We start from the raw sequence: 14,151 nt of genomic DNA, 5'->3' as shown, positions 1-14,151 counted from the left end.
TCATCGACTGTAGCGCCATAAGCGGAACTTAACCAATAAATTAAACATCTTATTGTCCCATGGGGCAGCAATCATACTCGCAAGATCGATTTTTCCTTTCTTCACCACGCCCTTTGCTTTGCTGAAATTCAGAAAACCCTCTTTACCGTGGTAATGTCCCATTCCTGATGCACCCACGCCGCCAAAAGGAATATCATCTGCCATCACATGAATCATAGAATCGTTGATGCAAGCACCGCCAGAATGAGTCGTATCAAGAAGCTGATTTGCCCGGCGCTGATCATCATCGAAGTAGTACAGCGCTAGTGGCCTCTCGCCCGCTTGAACGTACTCAGTCACTTCCGACATATCCGAATAGGTGATAACCGGAAGAATCGGACCAAATATCTCTTCCTGCAACACCAACATGTCGGTCGTTGGATTAAGCACAAGCGTCATTGGCATTTTTCGAGTGCCCGAAAAGTCTTCATTTTCAGGGTTTATCTCAATTAATGTTGCGCCTTTGTCCTGTGCATCTTGTAGATACTGCTGAAGTCGGTGTAGCTGGCGTTCATTAATGATCGCAGTGTAGTCGTGATTGTTTTTCATGCTTGGATAGCGGCTGGCGAACACTTCACTAAATGCCTCGCAAAACTCCTCCACTTGAGAGTGATGACAGAACACATAGTCAGGAGACACACATACCTGACCCGCATTAATCGCCTTACCAAATGCGAGACGTTTGGCCGCTTCTTTGGCAGAGTAGCTAGTGTGAATAATAGCGGGCGACTTCCCTCCAAGCTCCAGTGTTACAGGCGTAAGGTTCTCTGCCGCAGACTTCATCACTAATTTTCCAACGCTGGTTGCACCCGTAAACACTAAATGGTCAAAAGGTAGCTTGGTGAACGCACTGCTGACCTCAACATCGCCTTCCACAACTGCCACTTCATTATCATCAAAAATAGAGCTCAACATCTCTTTCATTACCGTAGACGTGTTCGGGGCAAATTCTGATGTTTTGATCATGGCTCGATTGCCTGCCGCAAGCGCACCGATAAGCGGTGATAAACCCAGAAAAATCGGGAAGTTCCAAGGGACAACGATGCCAATCACACCGAGTGGTTGATATCTAACTTCAACCCGAGACGGCTTAAGGGAAAGAGGCACATGGCGTTTTTGCGCTTTCATCCAATTGCGTAAATGCTTTTTGTTGTATGCAATACCTTCCAATGCAGCAAGAATCTCCACCATAATGGTTTCCGCCGAACTACGGTTACTGAAGTCAGCACTGACAGCCTCAATAAGCTTATCTTTGTAGTCCAACACCGCGTAGTTCAGCTTTTTCAGCTTAGCGATACGCTCATCTGCATTTGGCATTGGGTTTTCTGCAAATGCTTGTTTCTGAACGTCAAGCACCTGACTTAGGTTGTCAAATGAAGAGTGTGAGTGGTCTATCATTACGGCTGTCATAATTCTGTCCTCCAATCTGATTTACACAAATTATACGAAGAGAACGGCAATAAAATAATTGAATATTTTTCTTACCCGTTGCCAAAAATTGGAATAACCAAGTTTATACTGGAGCTATGCACAAAGTTTGTCGGTGTTGGAAAGATCCTTCATTAGCCAAACTCTACCAGTGGCATACAATCAATAGCCATGAAACCAACCCACACTGACTCATTTGCTAATGTGCTATGTGGTCGACAATTGAAGAGAAGAACTATGCTTGATGTTTCGGATATAAAGCTACTGCAGAAAGTGACAGAATTGGGCAGTATCAACAAGGCTGCTGACGAGCTTTATATGTCGCAGCCAACTTTGAGCAAGCGTATTTCACGACTGGAACAGACTCTGAATGTAAAGTTGTTTTTCCGTCATAGCTCAGGAATGCAACCGACTGACGTGACTAACTACCTGATAAAAAACGGACAGTTGGTGCAGGCCAAATTGGATTCCATGTGCCGACACGTCGAACGACTTGCTTCTCTAGAAGGCGGTAAGCTGAATATCGGTGTTGGGCCTATCATTGAGCAACTATACTTTCCCAAAGTCCTATTGGGTTTTGTCGAGCAAACCAGCCAGGTCAAGACGTTACTCAAAACCGCGAATGCCAGTGAACTGCTCACTATGACAATGGATGGCCACCTTGATGTCGCTGTAGGACCATTTAACATTGATGACTTACCCAATGAGCTGATTTCCGCCCCTGTGCAAGGTGCGCCTATAGTGTTTGTCGCTCGTCCAGAGCATCCATTGTTTAGCGACAAGAAACCCAATTGGGATAAGCTTAAACAGTACCCAGTGATTGCGCCTGATGCGGGTAACACACTCAAAAGCCATCACTCAAGTCAGTTCAACAGTGACTTCGTCCAGATCACCTGCGATAACTACACCACATCGAAATCTCTGGTCAAGACATCAGACTTTGTCACCGCGGGCCCGAAACTGCTCTTTTCCCGCGAGATTCAAGAACAACAGCTGGCTGAGATTCCACTAGAATCGAATATTTACTGGCAGTCATCTTGGATAGCGCGGCGAGAAGCGGTCTACACTCCAGCAGTCAACAAATTCATTAAGATTCTGGAAGCTAACGCGCTCACCCCAAGCTAAGTGGTGTCATCCTATCGAAAACTGGCCTGAGCACAGCTGCTCAGGCCAAATCATCAGATGGTTTCGTTAACGCATTGCTTCGAAGCTGAGTGGGTCCGCGTTGCCATCACAATCAAACTTAGCGACATGTTCGTACCCCCCTAACGTCACCGGTACACCACTTTTCGCATTCCATTCAAAACCGCACTGCTTGCTCTCAATCAGGCTGTAAATGTAGCTGCTACTAATAGACAGCGGGTCGCCGTCATTGCTGCAATCAAACTTGGCTATATGCTCATTACTACCCATTGGGCTTGGTGTGCCTTTGGCGGCATGCCATTGCAATCCGCAGGAAGAGCCGTAAATATTGGCATAGATGTAACCGTCTTCGACCTGCACAGGATCGGCTGAGCCATTACAATCAAATTTTGCCACATGCTCATAGCTGGCTAGCGCGATCGGAGAGCCCTTGTCTGCATCCCACTCCAAACCGCAACGTTTACTTTCAATCGTGGCATAGGCTTTTTTCGCCTCTATATCGCCAACAAGAGGAAAGCCATCAAGGCGTAATCGATTTTGCTTGATACCTAGAAACTCTAAAATCGTTGGCACAATAAAGGTTTGGGCTGGCAGGTTATACAGGCCGTCAAAGTCTTGGTTCGCTACCGAAACATAAGACTGATAATGGTTGTGCAAAGTTTGGTTGGAAGCAATAAAAATGGTCTTTTCACTCGTAGTCTGGTTACCATGACCACTGCCTGTTCTAGCATTGCGGCCATGATCTGTGGTGACCAGAACTAACCAATCCTCGTTCTTTTCAAGCTGGCGTTTCTCAACCGCATCTAGCAGTTTACCCAGCCTAGCATCGCTGTCTGTAATTGATTTATCGTACTCGTCACCCCAGCCATGGCTATGACCTGCACTATCAGGCTCATCCAAATGAATAAAAATTAGATCAGGGCTTTGAGAGTTCAGAACATCCAAGGTTCGATTTACACTGTCATCGTCACCGCCCCCTTCAGAATGAGCTGTCAACAGAGGCATATCTGCAGGGAAATACAGTGTATTAATCGTTCCCCAGGTCGAAAATGAATACATCTGAGCTTGGTCGTTAGCAGTGTGAACCTGACGAAAGATACTCGGCCATTCAGAATCAGCGGGGCCAACACTATTGCTCGATATGCCATGTTTGTTGACCCAAACACCCGTTAGAATCGTCGTCCAACCTGGGCCGCTGCTGGTCTTCTGTTCACTGAATCGCCCTTTGACACCTCCAGCATAAGCTTTCGTTATCTGGAGACGATCAAAAGCAGGGGTCGACAATTTACCGATATGTTCAAACTGCATGCCATCAATACCGACCAGTAAAACCTTCTTATTGCTCGCCTGCGCAGAGGTAGCAAACATAAAAAGCAGCAGAATTAGCCAACGAAACGCTGTTAGTCCTTGTGTCATGATTGTTATTCCTGTGGAGTTAAACACGCGGACGATTTAACACAGCATTCATGACATCAATGTTATCTGGTGATGAATTTTGACAAGCAATAAACTCAATAAGATAGCAGTATGCGAACTACATAGGTGGACGCATTGCAGTCAGATTGTACTCTAACGCGGAGCTAATCAGTTTCGGGGTCGGAAGTTTTGGCCTTGTGGCACTAGACTGATGAACAGAGCCCTGTTGGTGTAATTCATCACCTAGTGTCGTCTTATAAATCAACTCGTCTGAACCGCTTGGCTCATTGTGACATAGGTAGACTTGAGTCGAATCTTTGAGCTCGTATATCTTCGCCAATGACTCATACGTCGGATCAGTCGCTTCAACCGACGACCCTTCTCGCGAATGCAAATGTGAGTCCCCCACAAACAATGCGTCACCAATCTTAAAGGTTAGATCAGATGGCGGATGCCCTGGGGTTTCCAAGATTTCTATATGCGAATGACCAAAATCCAGTTGCTCATTTTCCAGTAAGAAATGCTCAAAGTGATAAAGATCGGTGAGTGACAGATCATCCTTGCAGCTAGCGTAAACCTCTTTGACATGATCAGAAATGTAGATTGGCGCTTGTAGTACTTTACTAAGATAGAACGAACCCGACAAATGATCAGCATGAATATGTGTTTCAAGAATCGCGGTGACATGAAGTTGATTTTGTTCAATATGGTCAATAATTTGCTGCGCGGATTCAAAACTGATCTGACAGTTTTCCTCATCATAATCAGCAACAGGATCAATGACTATTGCCTCATTGGTGTCCGAATCTGCCACAACATAACTCAGGCTACCGGATTGAGGATGAAAAAAGTGCTGAATATTTTGGGTTGTCATTATGCCCTCCCAGAAAGACCGCTTTTGATTGAACGTAACGTTGAGTTTAGTCGCGATTGACGTTTAACGAGAGGTGCATAGACCATTATTTGATTCCCTTTTTAGGGAGAAAAATTACATTACGATTTTTTCTGTTTAAGAATCAGGCCAATACCAATTTGGCGATGAAAGAGGGTCCAAACCCGGAATAATCGTCTGACCAAACTCCTTGTCCAGTTGAATAGCATTACATTCTGGATGCTCCGACAACGCCGCAATCAAACGTGGAGCATGAGACACAACCCAGACCTGAGTATTCTCGGCCGCGTGAGAAATCAAACGCGCCAAAGCAGGCAACAAATCGGGATGAAGACTGGTTTCAGGCTCATTGAGAATCATCAGACTTGGTGGTCGAGGCGTGAGAAGAGCGGCCACCCATAGCAAGTAACGTAAAGTCCCATCGGACAACTCAGCACCACTTAATGGCCTTAAAAGTCCGTGCTGGGAAAACTCCAATGAAAATCGACCATCGACCTGATTGACGATGCGGATGCTAGCGCCAGGAAAAGCATAGTCGATGGCTTTATAAAGCACCTCTTTATCACCAATTTCGATAATGGTTTGTAAGGCAGCAGCCAGATCACGGCCATCATGATGTAAAACCGGAGTGCGAGTGCCAAGCTGAGGCTGCCTAGCTGGGGCGTCTTTGTCAGTCCTGAAGTGATCGTAGAACGCCAGCCGCGAATCGTTTCTCGCAGCATAAACGCCTCTGGCGTGGCCATCGGGTCGGCAATTTGATCAAACAGGCTATGATACGTGGCAATATGGCTAGAAATGACTTGCCATTTTCGTCCTTCACGCGCTTTAATTGCTGAGCCATTTCTGTCTATTAACGCACTGGCAGGTCGATAAAACGGACCATTCCAAATACATTCTCGTTTGATCTCAGGGTCAAAACCAAACATTGACATAGTCGGTGCTGGTAAACCCAACGAAATCGCGTAACTAAACTCTTCGGTTGCGAAGCCAAGCTTGAGACGTTTAACATTCTGCCTAACCGTGGCTTCAACGGCGTGTTCACCTCGCTTCATCGAGTTGGTTATCTTTTCCGGCCCTGCCCAAAATGTTGAATCAAGGCCACCTTCAGTTGCTAGCGCAGATACAACACCACCTTGCGCGGTATCAGCCAACAAACGCAGAGCTTTATATAAATTGGATTTACCGGAACCATTAGCTCCCGTTATCACATTCAATCTGCCTAGTGGCATAACCAGATTTAGAATTGAACGATAGTTTTTAATCGCCAACGCGGTAATCATAGTCCCCTCTCATCTGAGCTAAGCGATACACCTGTTACTTTTGGACAAAGACAACCGTAACATTCGCAGTTTTGGATGTCATGCAAACACCGCGTATTGAAGAGCATCACAGTATGGCCCAAACCTTTTTGTGAGACGTCCAGCACAAATCTATCAATTTAGTGACTTGGTATAGCCAATCGGGCATTTTAACTAGTCTTTTGGTTAGATCGATACAGACTTTGTTTTATATAATTGTTGATATTCTAAATTGGTTAAGAAATTTTATAAGAACATCTATAAAAATATATAATATAGTTAACACTTTTCTTTTTAATAATAAAGAAATTTTTTGTTGGTGTCCGATGTTGAATATTAGGAAAGACACATTGATAAGATTATTCTTACTTATAGTTTTATTTCCGAATTTCTTGAATGCTAAAGTATTAAAATTTGGTAATGATAATATAGAATTCATTTCTACTCGTGGTGATAAGTTTAATCTATATCCTGAAGTAAATAGATTTTTAATAGATAAATATCCAGACTCGATATCAATGTCACCAGACAGCAAACATATAATCATACAGAAAACGCTTATTAGCTCATACGTTGATGAATCAGGAAAAGAATCAGAAGAGATAAAAGGTTATTGTGACATAGTAAGAGTGGATTCAGGATGTGTAATTGGTACCTATAGTGGTGAGGTATGCGGGGCAAACTGGTCTACTGATAGCAAGCTACTTACATCCTATGGAGAAATAAATATACCTAATCATTCTGAGCAACTGCCTCCCAAACTGATGGTCAGTGATATTGATTATCAAGATATCGATTTTACAATCGAAAGTTACATGGCATGCTATCCAATCACCGATGAAAATAAGTCTTTCTATATGGAGATATCGAATAAGATTCTAAAGAAAAATAATAAGATTTCTGATTATAACGTCATAAATGAAAGATTAAATAACCTAAAAAACAATTACAAAATAAAATTAGAATTTCATAGCCAATCACTTTGCTACAAAAATGAGTTAGTACTATCAACAGTAGTATTGGAGAATGACAATTTAGTATCATTTTGCCTTGATAAACAGGATGTTATATATAGATACGGAAATATAGACAACGTAGAATTGACCTTTAGCGAAAGCTCTAGAAGAAAATTTTACTATGTTAATGAGTCTGGCGGTTCCGTTAACGATAAATCTATATTTTTTCACATCGGAAAGTACAAATACTTATATAAGAATGTAACTTCAAATATAATACTATCAGCAGAAAAAAAGAATTCAAATGGTAAATGGGACAGGGTATTTTTTAAGCGAGAAGATTTAAAAAAACGTGGGAGATACGAATCATTTCCAGATCTCAAATTTTTTACTGAAGTCCAAAGAACCGAGTATTGGAATGGGGATTGGTAATTTATCGAGTGAACTTTAAATCAATTTATATAATGATTCTAGCGTTAATTTGATTCGTAAGGAGTAAATAAACTTTAAATGCTATTATTTAATACTACAAGGAGAACAACCACAGTCATTAAAGTTATATTAATTCTTATCTGTGGAGTTCTTTATCCATACACTAGTCAAAGTTCACAAAAAAAGGTGATAAATGAACTCGACCTAAGAGGTGTATCTGAGTATCTAGAACAAAACTATCGGTTAGAGAGGCTTTCGTCTCCCTTCAATAGTTATGTCTACATACGAAACGAAAATAATTGCGGTGTGTTATCCAAAATTGACCACGATAAAGCAAGAATTTTAAGCCTTCCTGACAAAAGCGTGATCGCATTATGTGGCGATATTTCCTATTTTGATAATACTATTTTACTTTATGATAAGCCAATGGGATTTGGTGGTCGCATAGAGTACTCTTTCAAGCTAAATAAAAAAGAAATAAAGCTAGAAAACATGTATTTTAGTGATAATTTGGGTAATTACTATTCGATATTAGACAATAAAGAAATGATGATATCCTATGACGAAGACCCTAGAAAGAGGAAGTTAGTAGCGATAAAATCAAACTCAAAAACAATTTGGCTTTATGATATTAAAAATGAAAAAAGTGGAGAAAAAATCATTACCAAATTAAAAGAGATATCTATCAAAGAAAATGAAGATATCATAGTAACTCGTGCTACAGAAGAGTATATGGAGTCTGAATTTTTCGTGTTCTATAAACTGGAATCAGACCGCTTTCAAGGCTATGTTTTGGAATCAGATATAACACTTAACTAGTAAATATCAGTTTAATTAATTCAGATTAAGAGATTAATTTAAAATAACAATCATGGTAACTATATGATTTTAGTATTAAGAATATTTACTTTGATAATTATCACATACTCTGGCTACTCGTTTTCTTATCAGATGTATGATTTTTACAATAACTATGCAGAAAAACTCAAACAGCGACAGTCAGAATATAAACAATATGACACAGAGCTCAATACTCGGTACAAAGCTCTCAAAAATAAGTTGAGAACATTCGAATTAGGCGAAGATTTCAAAGAGTCCCAGATCGAATGGATAAATTATAAGAATCAAGCTTGTTCTGTAGCAGAGTTTTTTCCTAGCGGTGAACCCACTACTGACGTAATGACAAAGTATTTAATCGCAGAATGCAATTCATGGGTGACCAAAGCAAGGTTAATTGAGTTTAACTATATAGAAAATAAAAATGTGGAATTGGCCTATTTAATATCCAGTCGAGGAAATAATAATACATACGTAGAACAGAGGCTAAAATCATGGAATGATTATATAAAAAAAAGTTGTCGAATAAATAAAAAACTACACAAAGATAATAGATCATCTTGCGAAATGAGATTAAATTTCTATTATAAGGAAATATCGTTGTGATTAGCAATGTTACTGGAAACATAGTTACTATTACTTTCACAACATTCATTTTTTCTTCCTCTATTTTACACGCTTCTGAGTCAGAAATGGGGATGAAATTTAACAATAACATAGCCTCTGTCAGAGTATGCGAGAATGAAATTTGTAGAAATATTTATTTAGAATACAGTGGCTTAAATGACTTTATAGATATAAAAAATTCTCTACTCCATATGAAAATTATTACTACCTCTCTGATACCTTTTCCGGAGCCAATGAATGTGGGAAAATATATCACTTAAACAAGTCAAAAGATGCTTTCGTTTACATAAAGGATAAGAACATGGAAGAAGTTACTCTCTGTAATATAAAACAGTCCGACGACTATATTATTGATAGTAATAGAAGTTCAGCTTTAGAAACTTATGAAAGTGTATGGAAAATAAAGAATGAAAAGTTATTACTAAGTTATGAAGACAAGATTGTAGGTGATTTTTACATAAAGAGAAAAACTTCGAAAGAAGAATTTTTAGTTAGCCATGAGAAAGATATATTAAAAAGACAAAGACTCCATGCTAAAGTCACTACCAATCGCTCCTATTTTTATGATAAAGAGTTTAACAGACTCGGAAGTTACGTTATTGAAGGTGATGAAATTAACATCACCGAATATTACTATGATGGCAATATTGAATGGGCACTTGCAAAGTATAATAATACAATTGGTTATCTAAAAAAAGATTCATTACTCGTGAGCGTAAATTAATATATTATTGATATAAACCGACAGGAATAAAAAATGAATTTACTGTTTACATTCACGCTTATGTCTAGCTTCATAGCCACTGAAAATTTTGATGGGTATTATTCATTAGAGTGTGATGGTTTTCATGAACCTTCTGGAAAAGTATTAATCGAGAATGGGGAAGCAGTGATTGAATTGGCAACTAATCAAATATATATCAAAACTCAAGTCCTGAATCAAGATGATAGTTTTCAACTATATTATAAATCATCAGATATTGGACTAGGAGGCTTTGATATACCATTTGACAAAATAGATTCTACATATCCGATTGCACAAATAAACCAAATAAGAAGTGGAATCGCGCTTAATTGGTTTGGGTTAATCGATTCCGATGGAAAAAAGATTGATCTCCCTTTTTATACCTTACCTATCGATAAAGGTATATTGAAACTACAAAGGTGCAATTAATAATGAAGTCAATTTATGTGATATTAGTATTGTTTCAGTTAATTTTTATGAAATCGTCCTTAGCTTTTGAGGATAAATATTTTCACGCAAATTTTGAAAACTCATCTTTTATAATAAAAAGCAATCCTATAGAAAACGACCTTTTTATCTATAAAGAAAATAGTTTGTTCGTCAAAGCTAGTAACTTTACTATCGATGGGTACAGTGTTTTCAAGGAAATAAAAACCACATCAGATGGATTTATTATAACTAATAGAGGCAATGATTTTTCAGGACAATTTGATATATATATAAAATATGAAAGTGGTAGGTTTATTATAACTAAAACAAAGTCATATATTAGTTATGTATCAGATGGTATTTTTTTAGTAACCAAAACATGTCAGAAGGACACTAACATATTATTAGAAGATGCGATGGTGTCTGACTTAGAGCCTTTTCTATCAGTGGAAGGTAACAAGAGTTTTAATGACTATTGTCACGTCGATGTTGATTCTGACTACGGTTTATCAGAGATTGAAAGAAAATTTAGCCAAAAAGAAGTAGTTATAAGCCAAAATATATTGAGACTTTTGATTACTTTATATCCTATAAAAAAGGAAAATCAAGTTTATTATAATAATATAGCTTATTATATCTCTAAGGCAGGGCATCACCAGTCTTCGATTGATATTCTGGAAGATCTAATCGCTATAGTTCCCAATAGAACTGTCGCTTACCTAAACCTTGCAGACTCATATCAGGCATTAAAGAAAAACAAGCTGGCCAAAAAAAATTACCAGATGTATTACGAACTTATGAAAAAAAATAATCGATCTAATAAAATTCCTGAGAGAGTGTACATCTATCTTAAAATTGACCACCTTAAAGATAGCATAGTAGAACGCCCCCTATCATCAAAGATAGCAGTGTCCCACTCCAAACCAGTTTATAGAAGTGTCGAAAATCAACTTTGGATAAATGACACCTTATATACAGGCATACTAGATGTCTCTCATATTTCGAGTGTTAACCTTTTTGACTTCCAGGGCAAACCTGCATTAGATGTTACCAATAGCAATGGAAGAAATGCTAATTTAACCTTTCACCCAATGTATCCTGACAAAATTAATTGCATTTACAATAACAGTAAAAACAAATTTAATGGTTTACTCAATAGGAATGCAATTTGCGGCCTAAAGCTCGATATGAGGTACGCATTGGACAGTTATTCGTACTTAATCTCTGAAGTAAGCAGGGAGGAAGAAGATTATACTTTACCCAGAACCGCTGATGGTCAAGTTAAGCAGCCACTATCCATTACGATCGTAAAATACCGAGATGGTGACAACTATGTTTCCATCAACTACTCATCTTTGGGCAATCTTATGGCAGCTAAACCAACGTTGAAAGCGACCATAAATGGACGCAGTGTAGAGTCCCAAAACTACTACATCCTATACAATACACAATCTATTTTGACTTCTTTTATCTATTTCTCCGAGCAAAAGGGCAGCTGGGAGCAAGTAGAACTACCACCACTTCATCAGATAGAGCGTCAGTGACACTCTTAGAGGCTTTACTGCGGAATGAAAATAAAAAACACTCTAGTAGCATTCGCTATGGCAACTGCATTTCCTGCTTTCTCAATTGACACACTAGTGACAGAACAAGGGTATAGGATTAATATTTCGGAACAAGATGACGAGTTTGCTCCCTATTTTCTATCAATAACCAATGGAGGTAAGACGACCAAAGTTGATGAATATTCCTATGAAGGCGCAAGACCTATAATCGATTCAATGAAGATAGTAAGCTTAGAAAAGTCTAACAACCTTATCGTTCTCGTATACTGGAATGTTGCAAACCCTGAACTAAGAGGAACGGTTTACAAAACTTACGTTTATACGTTGGAAAATGGCATTCTTTCTATAAACAAAAAAATCACTAATGATCGTAATCTAGAAGGTTTCGAAGGTATATACAACGAAGGTGAAGGTGGCAATGGTCAATATCAACTAAAAGAACTACCACAAGTAGAAGAATATCTACTATCTACGTATTCTCAATCTAGTAAAAAACCAAGCAAGCTATCTATGTGTAATGAAGATACAGAAGAAGTTTTCTCATGCACTTTAGAAAACAATAAGAAGGTATCTTTATGTGGCATAGGATCTAGTTTTATTTATCGATATGGTACTCAAGATAATATTGAGCTTGAATATCCAAATGAAGGTGAAAAACCTCTGGATTGGCGCTTAATTCAAGGCCCTAGCCTGACGCAAGAAGTATTCTTCAACAGAGGAAAATACAATTACACTCTCAGCTATTCAATAGATGTTGTAGATTTGCTTACTGCTGAATTTCTAGATACCTATGCTTTGGACGTGGAGCATAACGGAAAATCCATCTTTTCTAGAACATGTAAAGCAGTTTCCAAACCATTTCCTCCTCATTTTGGTGCGAGCTTTCAATAGTCATGAAAATTAGAAACACCCTAGTAGCATTCGCTATGGCCACTGCATTTCCCGCTTTCTCAATTGCCACATTGGTAACAGAACAAGGGGATAGGATTGATATTTCCGCACAGGATCACGAGTACGCTCCCTACTTTCTGTCCATCACTACCGGAAGTAAGACCACCAAAGTAGACCAATATACTGTTGAAGGAGGACCGCCGATTTTCAACGGTATGGATGAGATATCCTTAAGAAACAACCCGTACCTTTTAGTCCAAATACTCTGGGACGTAAACCACTTCGATATAAAAGGGACTCAATATACTTCTTATCTGTACAAGTTTGAAAATGGGTCACTGATACGTGAAAACAACATATCTCAGGACAACAACTTAGAGGGTTTTTCTGGATACTACTCTGATGGCAGTACAAGCGAGTATAAATACGATACGTTACTAAAGGTTAAAAAATACCTGTTATCTACTTACGAACAATAAAAAAGCGCCCCGTCCTTTCTCTGCTTACACAAACATGCCGGTATCGGATATCTCAGGCATAAAACCGTTATCGGCTTAGCAGGTTGAGGAAGGAGCGCTCAACTCGTTAGATGGGTAGTGGAATCAGCTCCAGACCCAGTACACCGCTGATGCTCATCACCACCAGCAGAGAGACTTTAAACACCGATTTCGACCATTGGACGTAATTGCTGTAGTCAACCTTGCGAAACGTCACCTGCGTCCACATAAAGCACACCGCAGCGGCAACCGCTAGGTATTCATAGCCAGCCTCTCCTAATAGGAATAAAGCCAGTGAGACGGCACCAAAAGCCACAACATACGCCTTCATATGGCGATGAGCTTTGTTTATACCTTCTTTCACTGGCAAAACTGGAATGCCCGCGTCGCGATAATCTTGCATACGAAACATCGCAATCGCGTACGAGTGCGGCATTTGCCATAAGCAGAACATAGTAAACAGCAGAATGGCTTCAAGGCTGATGTAGTTTGTTACTGCCAGATAGCCGACTAGTGGTGGTACTGCACCGGAAATGCTCCCCACTAACGTGCCGTACACAGAGGTACGCTTGTACCACATGGTGTAGAAAAACACGTAAAACACGTAGCCCAGTAGTACTACCACTGCCGATAGCGGGTTGGCGAGCTGAAACAACAAGGCCGTCCCGCCAAGCAGCATTACCAAGGCGTAGACAAAAGCAATATCGATATTGATGTTACCTTTGACCGTTTCACGATTCTGAGTGCGCTTCATCTTTTGGTCGATGTCTCGGTCAAAGATGTTGTTCACAACACAGCCTGAAGCAATCACAAGCCCGACACCAGCGAGTGTCGCCAGTAACAAATGCAGACTGGCGTGCTCTGTTTTTGCGGCGAGGAAAAACCCCGCCGCAACAGATATCAGGTTGCCGAAAATGATGCCCGGTTTGGTAATAGACAAATAACTTTTCAGCATA

At 39.7% G+C, this 14,151-nt stretch carries 14 protein-coding genes and 1 pseudogene; 9 read left to right on the top strand and 6 right to left on the bottom strand.

From position 1 onward, the window contains the following. Complete coding sequence (locus TW84_RS02060) at positions 1-1,449, bottom strand: coniferyl aldehyde dehydrogenase (RefSeq protein ID WP_045974015.1); 1,449 nt, start codon at positions 1,447-1,449, stop codon at positions 1-3. A 255-nt stretch (positions 1,450-1,704) separates the two neighbouring features. On the opposite strand from TW84_RS02060, the gene TW84_RS02055 reads away from it, so the two are divergent. Beyond that, on the top strand, positions 1,705-2,592 hold the full coding sequence (locus TW84_RS02055; protein WP_045974014.1) for a LysR family transcriptional regulator: 888 nt from the start codon (positions 1,705-1,707) through the stop codon (positions 2,590-2,592). 66 nt (positions 2,593-2,658) lie between these two features. Here TW84_RS02055 and TW84_RS02050 read toward each other — a convergent pair whose 3' ends face one another. The 4 genes and pseudogenes from TW84_RS02050 to TW84_RS25250 form a co-directional block, all read right to left on the bottom strand. Then, positions 2,659-4,026, bottom strand: a complete 1,368-nt coding sequence (locus TW84_RS02050) for an alkaline phosphatase family protein (RefSeq protein ID WP_045974013.1) — start codon at positions 4,024-4,026, stop codon at positions 2,659-2,661. Between the two features lie 118 nt (positions 4,027-4,144). Next, positions 4,145-4,900 carry an MBL fold metallo-hydrolase gene (locus TW84_RS02045; RefSeq protein ID WP_045974012.1) on the bottom strand — a complete coding sequence of 252 codons (756 nt, stop codon included), beginning with the start codon at positions 4,898-4,900 and terminating at the stop codon, positions 4,145-4,147. 135 nt (positions 4,901-5,035) lie between these two features. After that, the gene (locus tag TW84_RS25010) at positions 5,036-5,617 is read right to left on the bottom strand and encodes an AAA family ATPase (RefSeq protein ID WP_338061749.1); all 582 of its coding nucleotides are present in this window, start codon (positions 5,615-5,617) and stop codon (positions 5,036-5,038) included. A 323-nt stretch (positions 5,618-5,940) separates the two neighbouring features. Further along, positions 5,941-6,147 (bottom strand): annotated as a pseudogene (locus TW84_RS25250) (AAA family ATPase); the annotation flags it as partial. Positions 6,148-6,566: 419 nt separating this feature from the next. Here TW84_RS25250 and TW84_RS02035 point away from each other — a divergent pair. From TW84_RS02035 to TW84_RS01995, 8 genes are all read left to right on the top strand, one after another. Next, the gene (locus TW84_RS02035) at positions 6,567-7,604 is read left to right on the top strand and encodes a hypothetical protein (RefSeq protein WP_157633992.1); all 1,038 of its coding nucleotides are present in this window, start codon (positions 6,567-6,569) and stop codon (positions 7,602-7,604) included. A 78-nt stretch (positions 7,605-7,682) separates the two neighbouring features. Next, on the top strand, positions 7,683-8,423 hold the full coding sequence (locus TW84_RS02030; RefSeq protein ID WP_045974010.1) for a hypothetical protein: 741 nt from the start codon (positions 7,683-7,685) through the stop codon (positions 8,421-8,423). 63 nt (positions 8,424-8,486) lie between these two features. Beyond that, entirely contained in the window at positions 8,487-9,047 is a 561-nt protein-coding gene (locus TW84_RS02025; protein WP_045974009.1) for a lysozyme inhibitor LprI family protein, read from the top strand. A gap of 322 nt (positions 9,048-9,369) precedes the next feature. Beyond that, a complete protein-coding gene (locus TW84_RS02015; protein ID WP_045974007.1) occupies positions 9,370-9,792 on the top strand; it encodes a hypothetical protein in 423 nt (140 codons plus the stop codon). Between the two features lie 33 nt (positions 9,793-9,825). Next, positions 9,826-10,242 (top strand): hypothetical protein, encoded by a 417-nt coding sequence (locus TW84_RS02010; RefSeq protein ID WP_045974006.1) that lies wholly within the window; start codon positions 9,826-9,828, stop codon positions 10,240-10,242. Between the two features lie 2 nt (positions 10,243-10,244). Beyond that, positions 10,245-11,786: a hypothetical protein gene (locus TW84_RS23705; RefSeq protein WP_052707873.1), complete on the top strand. Its 1,542-nt coding sequence runs from the start codon at positions 10,245-10,247 to the stop codon at positions 11,784-11,786. 24 nt (positions 11,787-11,810) lie between these two features. Continuing rightward, complete coding sequence (locus TW84_RS02000) at positions 11,811-12,698, top strand: hypothetical protein (protein WP_045974005.1); 888 nt, start codon at positions 11,811-11,813, stop codon at positions 12,696-12,698. Between the two features lie 2 nt (positions 12,699-12,700). Next, positions 12,701-13,177, top strand: coding sequence for a hypothetical protein (locus TW84_RS01995; RefSeq protein ID WP_045974004.1), 477 nt, complete (start codon positions 12,701-12,703; stop codon positions 13,175-13,177). 106 nt (positions 13,178-13,283) lie between these two features. Here the strand turns inward: TW84_RS01995 and cyoE are convergent, their stop codons facing one another. Then, complete coding sequence (gene cyoE / locus TW84_RS01990) at positions 13,284-14,150, bottom strand: heme o synthase (RefSeq protein WP_045974003.1); 867 nt, start codon at positions 14,148-14,150, stop codon at positions 13,284-13,286. Position 14,151: the final 1 nt, after the last annotated feature.

The organism is Vibrio neptunius (assembly GCF_000967495.1).
Taxonomy (GTDB): domain Bacteria; phylum Pseudomonadota; class Gammaproteobacteria; order Enterobacterales; family Vibrionaceae; genus Vibrio; species Vibrio neptunius.
Note: the sequence above shows the minus strand (reverse complement) of the source record. Positions and strands in the feature narration are given on the sequence as shown.